Raw genomic sequence first — 16,642 nt, 5'->3', positions numbered from 1 at the left:
GGTAATGACGGAAAAAGCGCCAGGTCGCTCGCCACCCGCGGCCCGCGCAGGGCGCGCGGCCCGCGAAGTCGCCTTCAAATTGGGGCGTCCGCCGACGTTTTCAAGGGCCGCACCGCGCGCTGCTGCGCCTTCAAGTATCCCGCTAGAAAGCCCGGCAGCGCGGGATCGCCGCAGTTCGCGACGTTAAAGCGCATCCAGGTGGTCGGCGACTGCTGCGGGGAAAACAGACTGCCTGGAGCCAGCAAGAACCCGGCCTCCTGGCCGGCAGCGGCAAACCCGTCTGCGTCGACGCCCGCGTCGGCCCACAGGAACATGCCCGCCGCCGGCATTCCGAACAGCGAGAATCCGGCCTGCTCGAGCATGCGGCCGCACTTGTCGCGCACCCCGTCCAGCCGCGCGCGCAGGCGCTCGACATGGCGCCGGTAATGCCCCTCGGTCAAGATCTTGTACAGCACGCGCTCGTTCAGCTCGGGCGTCGTCATGCCGATCAGCACCTTCTGGTCCGCGATCGCCTGCGCGATCTCGGGCGCGCAGGCGACGAAGCCCACCCGCAAATTGGCCGTCAGCGTCTTCGAGAAACTGCCGAGGTAAATCACGCGCCCGAGCTGGTCGAGGCTGGCGAGCCGGGTGGCCGGGTAGCTCGGGGGACACAGATCGCAATAAACGTCGTCTTCGACCACGACGAAATCGTATTCCTCGGCCAGACGCAGGATGCGAAACGCCTGCGCCGGCGAGAGCGACGTCCCGGTGGGGTTCTGCAACACAGAATTGATGACGAGCATCTTCGGCCGCCACGTCTTGACGAGACCTTCCAATGCATCGAGATCGGGGCCGCTTGGCGTATAGGGCAAACCGACCAATTGAGCGCCTTGCGCGGCAAAGCGGCCGAACATTTGGAACCAGGCCGGATCGCCGACGATCACGGCGTCGCCCGCCTGCACGTAAAGACGTGCGATGAGATCGATCGCCTGAGTGATGCCCGAGACGAGCACGATCTGCTCCGGCGCCGCACCGATCTCGAACTCTTCGAGCCGCGTCTGCAGTTGCTGGCGCAGCGGCAGAAAGCCTTGCGCCGTGCCGCTGCTCAACCATTGGCCGCTGCTTTGCCGGCCCAGCGTGCGCAACGCGCCGGCGACGAGCTCGCCGTCGAGCCAGCGGCTGGGCAGATAACCCAGACCCGGGCCTTTTTCCGGCGCACCGGTATGCAGCGTGTTGCGCAACAGCCAAACGACGTCGATCGGGCGCTGCGCCGGCGCCTCGCCTATCGCGCGCGCAGTGCCGAGCCGGTGGTCGCCGGGCGCCGCGCCGCCGCGCTCGCGCACGTAGAACCCCGAACCGCGCCGGGAGTCCAGATAGCCTTGCGCGACGAGGCGCTCATAAGCTTCCACGACGGTGAAGCGCGAAACGCCCTTGTCCTGCGCGAGCTTGCGAATGGACGGCATGCGCATGCCGGGCCGAAAGACGCGCTCCTCGATTCGACGACGCGCCCATTGCACGAGCTGCTCGACGAGCGTCAACTGCGAAGCGCCATGGGGCGCGGGAATGAGGTCGAGGGCAGTGGACATGGCGGCGATCCCAACTGTACCGAATAGTATCGCGCCGATTGTACCGTTACTGTGCAGGCGCGGGCGATTAGAGTGGATCCTGGCTCAGTTCCTCACGACGGCCCCCAGACTCTCGGCGCACTGCGCGCCGGCACATCACTATCTTTGCCGCTTCACATGAAAAACGCCGCCGTGCTCGAACTCGACCACCTCGTCGTCGCCGCCCGCACACTCGAAGAAGGCGCGCGCTTCATCGCCGATACGCTCGGCGTCGAACCCGCCGCCGGCGGGACGCACGCCGCCATGGGCACGCACAACCGGCTCTTGCGCCTGTGGGGCGGCGCCTACCTCGAAGTCATCGCAATCGATCCGCAGGCCGAGCACGAGCGCATCGCCCAGGCCGGCGCCGCGACGCCGGCGCGCCGGCGTTGGTTCGCGCTCGACGATCCGGCCATGCAGGAACGGCTCGCGCGTGGTCCCTACCTCGCGCATTGGGTCGCCCGCGTGCCGCGCCCCAAAGACCTTGGCCGCTGGCAAAGCCAATACCCGGACCGGATCGCGAGCGTGACGCCCATGGCCCGGGGCGATCTCACCTGGCGCTTGACGGTGCCCGAGGACGGCTCGTTTCCAAGCTGGCAAGGCGCGGGCGACGGCATCGTGCCGACCTTGATCCAATGGGATACGGCGGCTCACCCGAGCGCGAGGCTGCCTGAAACCGGTTTCGCGCTCAGGCGGCTCGAAGCGCGCCATCCGCAGGCCGATCGCGTACGCGACCAGTTGCAATGGCTCGGCGCGGCCCACCTGATCGATCTCGACAGCGCACTAGACGGCGCGCCGGCGCTCCGGGCCGACATCGAGACACCCGCAGGCGTGTGCACGCTCGCTTGACGGCGGGCGCAACGGCCAATCCCCAACCTATTTCGATGCAGGAGGCGCTTCGTGACGAAGTCGCGTGAAACGAAAGGCATGTTGCTCGGGCTCATCGGCGTCGTCATCTTCAGCTTGACGCTGCCGATGACGCACATCGTCGTCGAGCAATTCCATCCGCTGCTCAACGGCCTCGGCCGGGCGCTCGCGGCCGCCGTTCCCGCCGCCGTGCTGCTCGCCTGGCGCCGCGAGCGCCTGCCCAACCGCGCGCAGATCAAAGGCTTGGCCGTCACGGCGCTTGGCGTGATCGTCGCGTTCCCGGTGTTGTCGGCCTGGGCGATGAAAACGGTGCCCGCCTCCCATGGCGCGCTCGTGAACGGCCTGCAACCGCTGTTCGTTGCGATTTACGCGGCCTGGCTCTCGCGCGAGCGGCCTTCGCCGGCGTTTTGGGCCAGCGCGGCCGTGGGCAGTGCGCTCGTCGTCGCCTATGCGCTGCACGCCGGCGGCGGTTCGCTGCAAGCGGGCGACCTGCTGATGCTCGGGGCGGTGGCGGTCGGCGCGCTCGGCTACGCCGAAGGCGCTCGCCTCGCGCGCGATCTGGGCGGCTGGCAGGTGATTTGTTGGGCGCTCGTGCTGGCGGCGCCGTTTTTGGCGGTTCCGGTAGCTTGGCTCGGCTGGCAGCAGCACTTGACCCACCCCGAGCCCGTGGCGCTGCGCACCTGGCTCGCATTCGGCTACGTGGCCCTGTTCTCGCAGTTCATCGGGTTCTTCGCTTGGTACGCGGGCCTCGCGATCGGAGGCACCGCCCGAGTGGGACAAGTGCAGCTATTGCAGATATTCTTCACGATCGCGTTCGCCGCGTTGTTTTTCGGGGAAACGGTCGCACCGTCGACATGGTTGTTCGCCGCCGCCGTCATCGCCACCGTCGTGCTGGGGCGTAAGGCGGCCGTGCGCACGGCTGTCACGCCGGCGCGCGCAACGGGACGACTCGCGCGATAATCGCGCTTCTCGTCTCGAAACATTTACCCGTGTTTCGGCATCGACGACGGAACCGAACTCAACCACCATCGAGGACTAAGGAGACGTTTCATGGATCAAAGCGATCTGCCGCATACGAACTGGCGCATTTCCGAGCGCGCACGCAAACTCACGAGCTCCGCCATCCGCGAGATCCTGAAAGTCACCGAACGGCCCGAAGTCATCTCGTTTGCAGGCGGCCTGCCTTCGCCTGCCACGTTCCCGGCCGAGCGCATGCGCGAGGCGTCGGACCGCCTGCTGCGCGATACGCCGGCGAGCGTGCTTCAGTACAGCGCGACCGAAGGCTATATGCCGCTGCGTGAATGGATTGCGGCGCGCTACTCGAAAGACGGCGTCGCGATCCGCGCTTCCCAGGTGTTGGTCACGACGGGCTCGCAGCAAGCGCTCGATCTGCTCGGCAAGGTGCTGATCGATCCGGCAAGCCCCGTGCTGGTCGAAACGCCCACCTATCTCGGCGCACTGCAATCGTTCTCGATGTACGAAGCGCACTACGTGCAAGTGCCCACGGATGAAAACGGTCTCATCCCCGAGGGGCTCACGCCGGCGCTGACCCAAGGGGCACGTCTGCTCTACGCGCAGCCCAATTTCCAAAACCCGACGGGACGCCGCCTGCCGCTCGAGCGGCGCCGGGCCCTGGCCGAGTTCGCACGCACGAGCCCGTTCCCGGTGATCGAGGACGATCCCTACGGCGCGCTCGATTACGCCGGTGCGCCGTTGCCGACGCTGCTGTCGATGGCGCCCGACCACGTCGTCCATTGCGGCTCGTTCTCGAAAGTGCTCGCACCCGGCCTGCGCCTGGGCTACATCATCGCGCCCGAAGAACTGCACTTCAAACTCGTGCAGGCCAAGCAAGCCACCGATCTGCACACGCCGAGCTTCACGCAGCGCATCGTTCACGAAGTCGTCAAGGACGGCTTTCTCGACGAGCACGTGCCTACCATCCGCGCACTCTACCGCGACCAGTGCGCGGCGATGCTCTCGGCGCTCGAGCGCTATATGCCCGAGGGCGTGAAATGGAACCGCCCCGAGGGCGGCATGTTCGTCTGGGTCAACCTGCCCCACAGCGTGAATACGATGAAACTGCTCGAAGCCGCGGTGGCCGAGAACGTCGCGTTCGTGCCCGGCGGCCCGTTCTACGCGAACGACCCCGATCACAGCACGCTGCGTCTGTCGTTCGTCACCGTGCCCCCGGCTCGAATCGACGAAGGCATTGCGCGGCTGGCCAAGCTGATTCGCGAGCGCCTGTAGCGCGTGCGGCCCCACCCTCCCCCGCCCCGGCCTGGGGGAGGCCGCCGCTGCGCCCCGCGCCGTCAATATTCTCAAGCTGTATCCCCTTTCCCTTCTCAACGTTCAAGGAATCGACATGGCAAATCCCAACGTCTACGACAAGCTAAAGGAACTGGGCATCGAGTTGCCCACCGCCGCCGCACCGGCGGCCGCTTATGTCATGTGCGCTCAGACGGGCAACACCGTTTTCCTGTCCGGCCACATCGCAAAGAAGGACGGCAAGTCGTGGGTCGGCAAGCTCGGTGCGAATATGACGACCGAAGAAGGCAAGATGGCAGCGCGCTCGGTCGCCGTCGATCTCATGGCGACGTTGCACGCGCATCTGGGTGATCTGAACCGCGTCAAGCGCATCGTCAAAGTCATGAGCCTCGTGAACTCGACACTCGAATTCACCGAGCAGCATCTCGTGACGAACGGCGCGTCCGAACTGTTCGGCGAAGTGTTCGGCGATGCGGGCAAGCACGCGCGTTCGGCTTTCGGCGTCGCGCAGATTCCGACCGGCTCGTGCGTCGAAATCGAATTGATCGCGGAAGTTGCCTAAGGAGCGCATCGATGAGCGCGCAACAGGTCTGCTTCAAGCAGATCGACGTGTTCTCCGAAGCGCCGTTCAAGGGCAACCCGCTGGCTGTCGTGTTCGATGCGGACAGCCTGAGCGACGATGAGATGCAAGCGATCGCCCGGTGGACGAACTTATCGGAAACGACGTTCGTCTGCCGGCCGAGCGACCCGCAAGCAGACTATCTCGTGAGGATCTTCACCCCCGCCTACGAGTTGCCGTTCGCGGGACACCCGACGCTCGGCACGGCGCATGCCTTGCTCGACAGCGGATATCGGCCGCGCCGCACAGGACAACTCGTCCAACAATGCGGCGTCGGCCTGGTGGAGATCGCCATCCGCGACGACGGCTCGATGGCCTTCGTTGCGCCGCCCGCGCGCATCGAGCCACTCGAGACCGAAGCGCTACGGACGCTCGAAGCGGCAGCTTCGCTGCGACGATATCGATTACACCGTCCTGCCCCCTTGCACGATCGATAACGGCGCACGGTGGCTCGTGATCGGGGTGGCTTCGCCGCAGGCTTGCCTGGCTATCGCCCCGCATTCGGCTCTTGCATGGGAAATGATGCAAAAAACGGGCGCAACCGGGCTCGCCTTTTATGCAGCACATGCACCGGACGGCCCGGCGACACTCGAAGTGCGCTGCCTCGTGATCGATAGCGAGCACGATATTTACGAGGATCCGGTCACGGGCAGCGCCAACGCGGCCATCGCCTGCTTGTTCGCCGCGCGCGAGCGCCGTCCCGCCCCGCAATACACCGTGAGACAAGGCACTGCGATCCGGCGCGACGGACGTGTTATCGTCGATTACGGCGACGACGGCAAGATTTGGATTGGCGGCCGCGCGACTACGATCGTCGACGGCACGGTACGGCTACCCTAAGCGCGCGAGCCATCGCAAAACGCGCTTGGGTCCTATGCGGCTCGAGCGCGCATCTTTCTTCTCCCTCCCGTTCGCCCGGCGCTTTTCCATCTGTTGGAATTTTCATTCGACGTCGCTGTTATGCGGAATCGGCATTTGCGGCATAAAGCGGGCGCAAGCCGCCCTCGGCTTGCGCGCCCACAGCGCCGTCCGACGCGGCGACGCGGTGCTCATCAGGCGCGAGCGGGAAGAGTCTTGCCGAAATCGTGCCCGGCACTACGAACGTTTACCCGATAAACGGACGCTATCTTAATTTTTATCCATTCAGTAATATCCTCGATGAGGAACGTCTGCGGTTTGCGAAGCCACCTATAACCCACTGCAACGATGAATTTCGCCCGGCTTCATTCAACGAGGGACACCCGCACGCGACGCAACGTCGCGGGCTCGCGCCGTCGTGCTCTGATCGCAATCCCGTTATTGGGCGGGCTGGTGCTCGCGCTCCTATGGACCGTGATTTCCGCACGTCTATCGGTCGAGCGGGACACCACCTATCGGGAAGCTACGGCATCGGCCGCTATCCTGTCCTCCGCGCTGGAACAGCACACCGTCAAAGCAATACATCAAGTCGATCAAATCACACGCTTCGTCAAGTACGAATTCGAAAAGAGCCCGGAGCATTTCGACCTGGGGAGCACCGTCGAGAAAGGCGTCGTGCAAAGCGACACGCTCGTGCAAGTGTCGATCATCGACGAGCACGGGATACTCGTCGCGAGCACCGCCGAGGCCAATCCGACGCCAATCGATCTGTCCGACCGCGAACACTTCAAAGTCCACGAACACGAAAACGACGATCAGCTCTACATCAGCAAACCGGTGCTCGGCCGCGTTTCTCATCAGTGGACGCTGCAAATGACCCGCCGGCTGAACCACTTCGACGGCTCGTTCGCGGGCGTGGTCGTGGTGTCGGAAGATCCGGGCTATTTCACGAGCGATTTCTACAATAACGCGGCGATCGGCAAAGAAGGCGTCATTGCGGTGATCGCCGACAACGGCGCTGTGCTCGCGCGGCGCACCGGCACCGGGCGCAACGTGCCCGGTGCCTTTTCGGCGAGCGGCAGTTACCCGATTTCGGAGCACGTCTCCGGCACGATGGTCGATCCGATCGACCACGTCAAACGCATCGTTTCGTATCGGCATATCGACGGCTATCCGATGGGCGTGCTCGTCGGCCTATCCGAAGCGGAAGAGTTCGCCGACTACAATCACACGCGCAACGTCTATCTGCTGATGGCGGGCTTCATTTCGCTCGCCATGCTCGCCTTCTTCGCCGTCGCCACGGGCTTGATCGGCAAGCTGCTCGGGCGCGAGCGGGAGATGACGCATCTGGTCGAATACGATTTGCTCACCGGCCTGCGCAATCGTTACGCCACGCTGCAGAGCTTGAGGCAGGACGTTGCCGATCCGAGCAACGTCGGGCGCTTGGCCCTTCTCTTCATCGATCTCGACAACTTCAAGACCGTCAACGACACCCTCGGCCATAACGCCGGCGATATCGTCCTGCAGATGACGGCCTCGCGCCTATCCGATGCGGTTGGCGGCGCGGGCGTGCTCTCGCGCATCGGCGGGGACGAGTTCGTGGTCGTGCTCAAAGGGGGCGATGTCGAGCGGCAAGCCGTGCAACTGGCCGAAAGCGTGCGCGAGACGTTCGAGCATCCGTTCGACGTGCGCGGCACCTCGTTCGTCCTGCACGCCAGCATCGGCATCGCCTTGTACTCGGTCGGCAGCGAAAGCGAAATCGATCTGCTCAAGAAGGCCGACTTGGCGATGTACAGCGCCAAGGATGCGGGCAAAAATTGCTATCAGTTCTATTCGCCGCACCTGTCTCACCGCGCCGACCATTTGATGCAATGGGAGCAGCAGCTGCGCGTCGCACTGGCAGAGAATCAGTTGTTCCTCGTCTATCAACCGAAAATCGATCTGGCGCGCCGCTGCATCACGGGTTTCGAAGCGCTCGCGCGGTGGAATCATCCGCAACAAGGCGTCATTTCCGCAAGCGAGTTCATCCCGGTAGCCGAATCGACGGGGCTCATCGTGCCGATCGGCGATTTCGTGATCCAAACCGCGTGCCGGCAACTGGCCGAATGGCAGCGCGAGGGCTATGAAACGCTCTCGCTCGCGGTGAACATTTCGGCTGTCCAGTTCTGGCGCGGCGATCTCTACGAAACGATCTCGCGGGCGATCGAGGAAACGGGCATTCCCGCTCATCGGCTCGAACTGGAAATCACCGAAACGGCGATGATGGAATACCCCGAACTCGTCTCGGAGAAGATCGTCGCATTGAAGCGGCTCGGCGTGAGCATCGCGCTCGACGATTTCGGCACGGGCTACTCCTCTCTGTCGTATCTGAACCGCTTTTCGGTCGACACCTTGAAGGTCGACCGCTCGTTCGTACAGGCGATCCCGGCCGATCGCAGCGTTTGCGTGATGGTGTCGGCGATCGTCAACCTCGCGCGCTCGCTCGGCTTGACCGTGGTCGTGGAGGGCACCGAAACCGAAGAACAGATCGCATGGCTGTCGGCGCTCGGCAATATCCAAGCGCAGGGCTTCCTCTTCTCGCGTCCCGTCCCCGCGGACGGCATTGCCGCGCTGCTCGATCGCTTCGGGGTATGCGACATGCACGAGCCGCTCGGGAGCTACGGTCGAGGCCAGCCCAACGCAAGCAAAGAATCGGCGTAACGAATCCGCACAGGCTGCGATCGGGCAAAAACAACGAGAAGGACCGATCAGATGAGCGAGGCAAGCACGCAAGGCAGACAGGCCCCGCGCGCGGCGCACACCGCCATGGCTGCCGATCAATCGTCATCCGCCGTCTCGGCGCGCCGCGCCGAACCCGAATCGCTGTGGACGCTGTTTCGGGTCGTCTTCGCGCTATCGGCTTTGTCCTGGGGCGGACTCGCGCTGATGGCGCAGCTCGAACTGCACTACGTCGAGCGCGAGCGGCGCTTCACCCAGGCTGTGTACTCGGACTTCGTCGCGCTCGCATGGATGGTCCCGGGAGCGGTAGGCTGCAACGTCGCCGTGCAAGTCGGATATGCATTGCGCGGGCACATCGGCGCATGGATCGCGGGTATCGCCGCCGTGCTGCCCTTCTTCTGCACGATGACGGCGTTCGCCACCTTCTACGAAGCCCCATTCGTTCGCTCGCTTGCGGCCCCTGGGCTGCTCGATCATTTCGCGATCGTCCTCGCGGTATTGATCGGCATCACCTGGTACCGACAAACCCGCGTGCTCGTGCATGCGCCGCTGGAATGGGCGGCGGCCGCCATCGCCTATGTCGTCTTGCTGACGATCCAAGGCACGGCCGCGTTCGTGCTGCTGCTGGCCGGCTCGTTCGCTGCCGGATGGATCGCAAGCCCTGCTCGCGGCGAAAAACTGGCGATCTCGCTCTCGCGGGCCGACAAGGCAATCGTGCTGGCGTTCCTGGCGCTGGTCGCACTGTTCGCCGCGCCGCTGCCGTCCTCGTATGCAGCACGCTTGATTTGGCCGCGCCTTGCAGGCGCGGGCGTGACCCTGTTCGGCGGCGGCTTTTCCGCGCTGCCCGTGCTCAAAGCGCTGTTCGAAGCACCAGGGCTCGGGATCACCGCGCGCGAGTTCACCCTGGCCTTTACGCTCTCACCCGTTTCGCCGGGACCGCTCCTGAACGTCGTGCCGTTCCTCGGTTATCTGGTGCAAGGATGGATCGGCGCGGTCGCAGCCACCTGTGCGCTGTTCATTCCGTCGGGCATGCTGATCGTGTTTGCACGCCGCCATTTGCGCCGCCTCGAAGCGCATGAGCGCTTCGAGCACGGCATGCGTGTGCTGCGCGCCACCACGACGGCGTTTCTGCTGACGGCCGTCGTGCGCATCGCCGAGCGCACGCCGCACCAAGCCCCCTATCTCGTCACCGCCATATTTGCGCTCGTTTGCCTGACTCGATTCAAGCTGCCCGTCTACGCGGTCTATGCCGTAGTTGCCATCGTTTTCACCGCCGCCCATGCGCTCGGCTACCGATGAGCCCGTGGGCGGCGGCAAGCCGGGACACTCGCCTATGCGTAGCCGAGCACGCCGATGACCGCGCCGGCCGCGATCAACCACAGCGGGTTGAAGCTGGTTCGCAACGCCACGGCAACCGTCGCGATGGTCAACGCCACGGCGGCCATCGAATGATCCGCGCCCTGCGCCAGCGTGGCGCCCGTCGCCATCAGCAAACCGATCGTCACGGGCGCTAGCGCGCGGCGGATGATCGTCATCCAGCGCGCGTCGCGGTGCGCGCCCGTGTAATGCTCGAACGCGAGCGCCAGCACCGACGAGGGGCCGCACATCGCCAACGTCGATACGACCGCTCCCGCCATGCCGGCAACCTGCCACCCGAACAGCGCGACGAACAGCACGTTCGGCCCCGGCGACGCCTGGGAGATGGCGAACAACGCCGCGAAGGTCGTATCGTCGATCCAGTGATGCTGCTCGACGAGGAAGCGATGCATTTCCGGGATGACAGCCGTCGCGCCGCCAAACGCCATGGCAGAGACCAGCGCGAAGCGCCAAGCGAGTTCCAGCAAGATCATGGCCGAGCCCTCCACTCGACGATGAGTGCCGCGGGAATCAGCACGAGCATCACCCAACCGAGCGGCAGGTGCAGAATGCCCACCGCCGTCAACGACAGTAGACCGAAGACGAGGCCGCGGCGCGTGCGCGGTTGACCTTGCGCGAGCTTGACGCCCGTCATCAGCACGAGCCCCGCGGCCACGGCCATCATGCCGCGCAAGGCGCCTTGCACGCTGGCGAGCGCACCGAAGCGGTGGTAAAGCGCGCCAAGCGCCAGCACGATGAAAAACGGCGGCAGCATGAGGCCCGTCGCCGCGGCCAGCGACCCGCGCCAGCCGCAATAGCGATAGCCGACGATGACGGCGATGTTGCAGATGTTGGGGCCGGGAAGAATTTGCCCGATCGAGAGTAGCTCGGCGAATTCGCGATCGTCTACCCACCGCCGGCGATCGACGAGCATGCGCCGCGCCCATGGCATGACGCCGCCGAAGCCGTAGATGCTCATTTCGGCGAACGCCCGGAATAGCTCGGCCGGGGCGAGGCGTTGCGACTGGCGCACGTCGCCCGGCGCACCGGCCGATGTATCGTGGGGGACCATCGTCTGCTTGCTCGTAAAGCGTGCAGTATCGCGCAATCAATCCTGCAAAGCGCTTTCATGCAACCGACGGTAATCGTTGCGTGCGCAACGACCATCGGCAGCATCGCCCAAAGGTCAAAAGCCGCGCGAGAGCACCGCCACCGCGATCGTCACGAAGCCCAGCACCAGATTGACGAGCACGAGCCGGCGCATCGTATCGACGGCGCGCGCGCCGTCGGGCCACCGCTGCGCCTGGACGGCACGGCGAATTCGCGGAAACACGGAGTAGCGCGCATGGCCGAAGATCATCATCATCACGACGCCGATGGCGGCCATGAGCGCGATTTGCCACGGGGCCTGCGCACCGCCGAAGCGCGACATCAAAAAGCCGCCCGAGATCAAGATCGCGATCACGGCTGCGGCAATCCAGTTGAAGAACCGCGAAAATACGGCTTCGATGAGCGGCAGCCGTAGTTGCGGCGAAACGTCGGCAAGCGCCGGGCGTAGACAAAAATGCGCGAACACCATGCCGCCTACCCACACGGCGACGGACGCCAAGTGCGCGAATAAGGCGACGTCGATCGCGATCGACAGCGGGGACATAAGACTCTCCAAAAGCGGTGGATGTAGCGAAGCTTCCTGCTAGTACTGACAACCGGTGGATCATTGCCGCGTGCGCCCGACAAATCTGCCAGCCGGGGCTACTCGGAGCGGCGCGCGCGACATGCATGCGCAAATGCCGATCCGAGCCGCCCCTCAACCGAGCGCGGGCCGCAAAGCGCTGATCTTCAAGCGGGTGTCGGGCGCTCGCCCGCGACGAGCGCGCTTGCCCACATGCGGCGCAAGCTGGGCGCGGCTGAGCGTTTCTTCTTGCGGCTTGCCGCCGCGGCCTGCGCCCAGCAGCACGACGCCTTCCGGGCCGATCGCCAGCGCCTGCACGAGTGTCTCGCCCTCGTCCAAGCCCATCAGAATGATGCCGCGCCCGCCCGCCGTGAGGGTTTTCATTTCATCGAGCCCGAACACCGCAAGCCGGCCCGCGCCCGACAAGCACGCCACCTGCGTGGCCTGCGGCAGAACCGGCATCGGTGCGAGCGGCTGCGCGCCTTCGTCGATGGTCATGAACGACTTGCCGGCCTTGACGCGGCTCACCATATCCCCGACACGCGCGATGAATCCGTAGCCATTGCTGGACGCGAGCAGCAAAGGCTGCTCGGCGTGCGCCGCGTAGTAATGCATGAGATGCGTTCCCGCCTCGAGTTCGATGAGCGACGTAACGGGCACGCCGTCGCCGCGGCCACCCGGCAGCGTCGCTACCGGCACCGAATACACGCGGCCTTTGCTTCCCCAGGCGATCAGCACGTCCGGCGTGCGGCATTGGAACGCCGCGTAGAGGCTATCGCCATCTTTGAACGTGAAGCCCGCGGCATCGAGCCCGTGCCCCTTGAGCGCCCGAACCCAACCGCGCTTGGACACGACCACCGTGACGGGCTCGTCGACGACGCGCGCCTCGAACGTCGCACGCTTTTCCTGCTGGATCAGCGTGCGGCGCTCATCGCCGTATTGTTTCGCGTCGGCTTCGATCTCTTTGATGATCTGCCGCTTCATCGACGACTCGTTCGCAAGGAGTTCTTCAAGCTTGGACTTTTCGTCACGCAGCCCTTCGAGCTCCTTCTCGATCTTGATTTTTTCGAGCCGGGCGAGTTGCCGCAACCGGATTTCGAGGATGTCGTCGGCCTGCCGCTCGCTCAAACCGAACGCGCTCATCAACGCCGCCTTGGGCTCGTCCGATTCGCGGATGATGCGGATCACCTCATCGATATTGAGGAAGACGATCATCCGCCCTTCGAGGATGTGGATGCGATCGTCGACCTTCGTGAGCCGATGGCGCGTGCGCCGCGTCACGGTCGCGAAGCGAAAGCCGATCCACTCCTGCAGAATCTCGACCACCCCTTTCTGGCGTGGGCGCCCGTCCGCACCGATCATGACGAGGTTGAGCGCCGCGTTCGACTCGAGGCTCGTATGGGCCAGCAGCGAATTGACGAACTCGGTCTGATCGATGCGGCTCGATTTCGGCTCGAACACGAGCCGCACCGGCGCATCTTTGCCCGACTCGTCGCGCACGGCGTCCAGCAACGCCAGCATCGTCTGCTTCGTCTGAAGCTGCTCGGGCGTCAGCGACTTCTTGCCCAGCTTGATCTTCGGGTTCGTGAGTTCCTCGATTTCCTCGAGCACTTTTTGGCCGGACGTATTCGGCGGCAATTCGTATGCAACGAGTTGCCACTGCCCGCGCGCGAGTTCTTCGATCTTCCAGCGCGCCCGTACCTTCAGGCTGCCGCGCCCGGTCTCGTATGCCGAGGCAATTTCGGCCGCACTCGAAATGATCTGCCCGCCGCCCGGGAAATCGGGGCCGGGCAGCATCGCCATCAGTTCGGCGTGCGTCATCTTCGGGTGGCGGATCATCGCCACTGCGGCGGCCGCGACTTCGCGCAGGTTGTGCGAGGGGATTTCGGTCGCCAACCCGACGGCGATGCCCGAAGCGCCGTTGAGCAGCAAAAACGGCAACCGCGCCGGCAACAGCTTCGGCTCTTGGAACGAGCCGTCGTAGTTCGGTGAGAAATCGACCGTGCCCTCGCCGATCTCGTCGAGCAAGAGCCTGGCGATCGGCGTGAGGCGCGCTTCGGTGTATCGCATGGCCGCGGCGCCGTCGCCGTCGCGCGAGCCGAAGTTGCCTTGGCCGTCGATGAGCGGGTAACGCATCGAAAAATCCTGCGCCAAGCGCACGAGCGCGTCATAGGCCGACTGATCGCCGTGGGGATGGTACTTGCCGAGCACATCGCCGACGACCCGCGCCGACTTCACCGGCTTGGCGTCCGCGCCAAGGCCCATTTCGCTCATCGCGAACAGGATGCGGCGCTGCACCGGCTTTTGGCCGTCGCAGACGTCCGGCAACGCGCGGCCTTTGACGACGCTCACTGCATAGTCGAGATAGGCACGCTCGGCGTAATGGCCAAGGGTCAGCGACTCGCCGTCGGGTGCGGCAGGCGGTGCGAACAGATCGTCTTGTTGATCCATCGAGTGTAATGTCCGTGTTCAGAACCAAAGTAGCCGCGTCTGCTTCGAGGCCGCCGCGCTGCTAGAGCGCGCCAGCGGCGCCGAAAAACGCCGCTCGCGATGCCCGCGGCCGACCCGGCACGCGCGTTCAAATGTCGGCTTCGACTTCGTTGCCCTTTTCCTCGAGCCAGCTGCGCCGAGCCGCCGCTTCGCCCTTGCCCATCAGCATCGTCATGCGCGACACCGTGCCTTCGTACTCGAGCTCGCCAAGTGCGATCGGCATGAGCCGCCGCGTATCGGGGTTCATCGTCGTATCCCACAGTTGCTCGGCGCTCATTTCGCCGAGCCCCTTGAAACGGCTGATCGCCCATTGCGTTTCGCGCACGCCGTCTTTGCGCAGCTTGTCGAGCGTCGCTTCGAGCTCGCCCTCGTCGAGCGCGTAAAGCTTCTGCGCGGGCTTCTTGCCGCGCGCGGGCGCGTCCACGCGAAACAGTGGCGGCCGCGCGACATAGACATGCCCGCGTTCGATCAACTGCGGGAAATGTTTGAAGAACAACGTCAAGAGCAACACCTGGATATGCGCGCCGTCCACGTCGGCATCGGACAAGATGCAGATCTTGCCGTACCGCAAATTCGACAGATCGACGGTATCGTCGGGGTTGTGCGGATCGACGCCGATCGCCACCGAGATGTCGTGCACTTCGTTATTCGCAAAGAGCCTGTCGCGCTCGGTTTCCCAAGTGTTCAGCACCTTGCCGCGCAGCGGCAGGATGGCTTGGAATTCCTTGTCGCGGCCCATCTTCGCCGAGCCGCCCGCCGAATCGCCTTCGACGAGGAAGAGTTCGTTACGGGAGATGTCCGTCGATTCGCAATCGGTGAGCTTGCCGGGCAGCACGGCAACGCCCGAGCTCTTGCGCTTCTCGACCTTCTGCCCAGCTCGTGTGCGCGCCTGAGCCTGCTTGATGACGAGCTCGGCGAGCTTCTTGCCGTGCTCGACATGCTGATTGAGCCACAACTCGAGTGCGGGGCGCGCAAACGAGGAGACGAGCTTGACGGCGTCGCGGCTGTTCAAGCGCTCTTTGATCTGCCCTTGAAACTGCGGATCGAGCACCTTCGCCGACAGCACGAACGACACCCGCGCGAAGACGTCTTCCGCCAGCAACTTCACGCCTTTGGGCTGCAAGTTGTGCAGTTCGACGAAACTCTTCACCGCTTGAAACAGCCCGTCGCGCAAGCCCGCTTCGTGCGTGCCGCCTGCCGGCGTCGGGATGAGGTTCACGTACGATTCTCGCTGCAGCGGCCCCTCCTCGCTCCAGGCGACGACCCATGCCGCGCCCTCGCCCTCGGCGAAGGCGTCCTCGCTCGTGCGCGCGCTATCGGCATAACGCTCGCCTTCGAACAGCGGGATCAACAGCTCGCTGCCGGCCATGCCTTCGAGCAGATAACCGCGCAGGCCGTCGTCGTACTTCCAGGTTTGGCGCTCGCCCGTCTTCTCATTGACGAGCGCGACTTCGACGCCGGGCAACAGCACGGCCTTCGAGCGCAAGAGCCTTTGCAACTCGCCGAGCGGCAGATTCGCCGAATCGAAATATTTCGGATCGGGCAGCGCCGTCACGCGCGTTCCGGTGCGCTTTTGGCCACGCTCGGCGGGACGCACGGAGAGGGGCCGTTCGACGTCGCCGTGCGCAAAACCGATCTGCGCCACCTTGCCCTCGCGCCAAACGGTCACATCGAGCCGAGACGACAATGCGTTGGTGACCGACACGCCCACCCCGTGCAAGCCCCCGGAGAAGGTATACGCGCCGCCGGCCGCCTTGTCGAACTTGCCGCCCGCGTGCAGACGGGTAAACACGATTTCGACTACCGGCACGCCCTCGTCGGGATGCATGCCGAAGGGGATGCCGCGGCCATCGTCCTCGACCGACACGGATTGGTCGGCGTGCAGGGTGACGGTGATCTGCCGGCCGTATCCGCCGAGCGCCTCGTCCGACGCGTTGTCGATGACTTCTTGAATGATGTGCAGCGGGTTTTCGGTGCGGGTGTACATGCCCGGCCGCTGCTTGACCGGCTCGAGCCCTTTGAGCACCTTGATCGACGCCTCGCTATATGCGGCGCTTGGCTTTTTCGTGGACATGGTCTCGTGTAGGTCGTTGTCCACAGCGCGTGTGGATATCCGCGTGGACAAAGCGTTGAAAGGTCAAAAAAAGCGAATCGAAACAACGAGCGCGGCCAGCGTGCCCGCAAAGCGAGCGCGGTGGGCGGTGCACCGATGAT

Annotated in this window: 12 protein-coding genes and 1 pseudogene; 7 read left to right on the top strand and 6 right to left on the bottom strand. The window is 64.6% G+C overall.

The features are described 5' to 3' along the window. Positions 1-74 precede the first annotated feature (74 nt). Positions 75-1,565, bottom strand: coding sequence for an aminotransferase-like domain-containing protein (locus QQS38_RS23345; RefSeq protein WP_479647717.1), 1,491 nt, complete (start codon positions 1,563-1,565; stop codon positions 75-77). Between the two features lie 156 nt (positions 1,566-1,721). Between QQS38_RS23345 and QQS38_RS23340 the strand changes: the two genes are divergently transcribed. From QQS38_RS23340 to QQS38_RS23310, 7 genes and pseudogenes are all read left to right on the top strand, one after another. Further along, positions 1,722-2,432, top strand: a complete 711-nt coding sequence (locus QQS38_RS23340; RefSeq protein WP_479647716.1) for a VOC family protein — start codon at positions 1,722-1,724, stop codon at positions 2,430-2,432. A 78-nt stretch (positions 2,433-2,510) separates the two neighbouring features. After that, a complete protein-coding gene (locus tag QQS38_RS23335; protein WP_479647753.1) occupies positions 2,511-3,410 on the top strand; it encodes a DMT family transporter in 900 nt (299 codons plus the stop codon). Between the two features lie 90 nt (positions 3,411-3,500). Continuing rightward, complete coding sequence (locus QQS38_RS23330) at positions 3,501-4,697, top strand: aminotransferase-like domain-containing protein (RefSeq protein WP_479647715.1); 1,197 nt, start codon at positions 3,501-3,503, stop codon at positions 4,695-4,697. Positions 4,698-4,812: 115 nt separating this feature from the next. After that, complete coding sequence (locus tag QQS38_RS23325; protein WP_479647714.1) at positions 4,813-5,277, top strand: RidA family protein; 465 nt, start codon at positions 4,813-4,815, stop codon at positions 5,275-5,277. 11 nt (positions 5,278-5,288) lie between these two features. Further along, positions 5,289-6,174 (top strand): annotated as a pseudogene (locus QQS38_RS23320) (PhzF family phenazine biosynthesis protein). A gap of 366 nt (positions 6,175-6,540) precedes the next feature. After that, the gene (locus QQS38_RS23315; RefSeq protein ID WP_479647713.1) at positions 6,541-8,892 is read left to right on the top strand and encodes a bifunctional diguanylate cyclase/phosphodiesterase; all 2,352 of its coding nucleotides are present in this window, start codon (positions 6,541-6,543) and stop codon (positions 8,890-8,892) included. A gap of 105 nt (positions 8,893-8,997) precedes the next feature. Then, positions 8,998-10,209, top strand: a complete 1,212-nt coding sequence (locus QQS38_RS23310; RefSeq protein ID WP_479647752.1) for a chromate transporter — start codon at positions 8,998-9,000, stop codon at positions 10,207-10,209. A gap of 32 nt (positions 10,210-10,241) precedes the next feature. On the opposite strand, the gene QQS38_RS23305 is transcribed toward QQS38_RS23310, so the two are convergent. From QQS38_RS23305 to QQS38_RS23285, 5 genes are all read right to left on the bottom strand, one after another. Continuing rightward, positions 10,242-10,760, bottom strand: a complete 519-nt coding sequence (locus QQS38_RS23305) for a chromate transporter (protein ID WP_479647712.1) — start codon at positions 10,758-10,760, stop codon at positions 10,242-10,244. After that, entirely contained in the window at positions 10,757-11,338 is a 582-nt protein-coding gene (locus QQS38_RS23300; RefSeq protein WP_479647711.1) for a chromate transporter, read from the bottom strand. Before QQS38_RS23300 ends, QQS38_RS23305 begins: the two co-directional genes overlap by 4 nt. A 114-nt stretch (positions 11,339-11,452) precedes the next feature. Continuing rightward, complete coding sequence (locus QQS38_RS23295) at positions 11,453-11,911, bottom strand: CopD family protein (RefSeq protein ID WP_479647751.1); 459 nt, start codon at positions 11,909-11,911, stop codon at positions 11,453-11,455. Between the two features lie 162 nt (positions 11,912-12,073). Beyond that, entirely contained in the window at positions 12,074-14,389 is a 2,316-nt protein-coding gene (parC, locus tag QQS38_RS23290; RefSeq protein ID WP_479647710.1) for a DNA topoisomerase IV subunit A, read from the bottom strand. Positions 14,390-14,516: 127 nt separating this feature from the next. Next, positions 14,517-16,502 carry a DNA topoisomerase IV subunit B gene (locus QQS38_RS23285; RefSeq protein ID WP_479647709.1) on the bottom strand — a complete coding sequence of 662 codons (1,986 nt, stop codon included), beginning with the start codon at positions 16,500-16,502 and terminating at the stop codon, positions 14,517-14,519. Between the last annotated feature and the right edge of the window lie 140 nt (positions 16,503-16,642).

It is taken from the genome of Trinickia sp. Z7, assembly GCF_056498045.1.
Note: the sequence above shows the minus strand (reverse complement) of the source record. Positions and strands in the feature narration are given on the sequence as shown.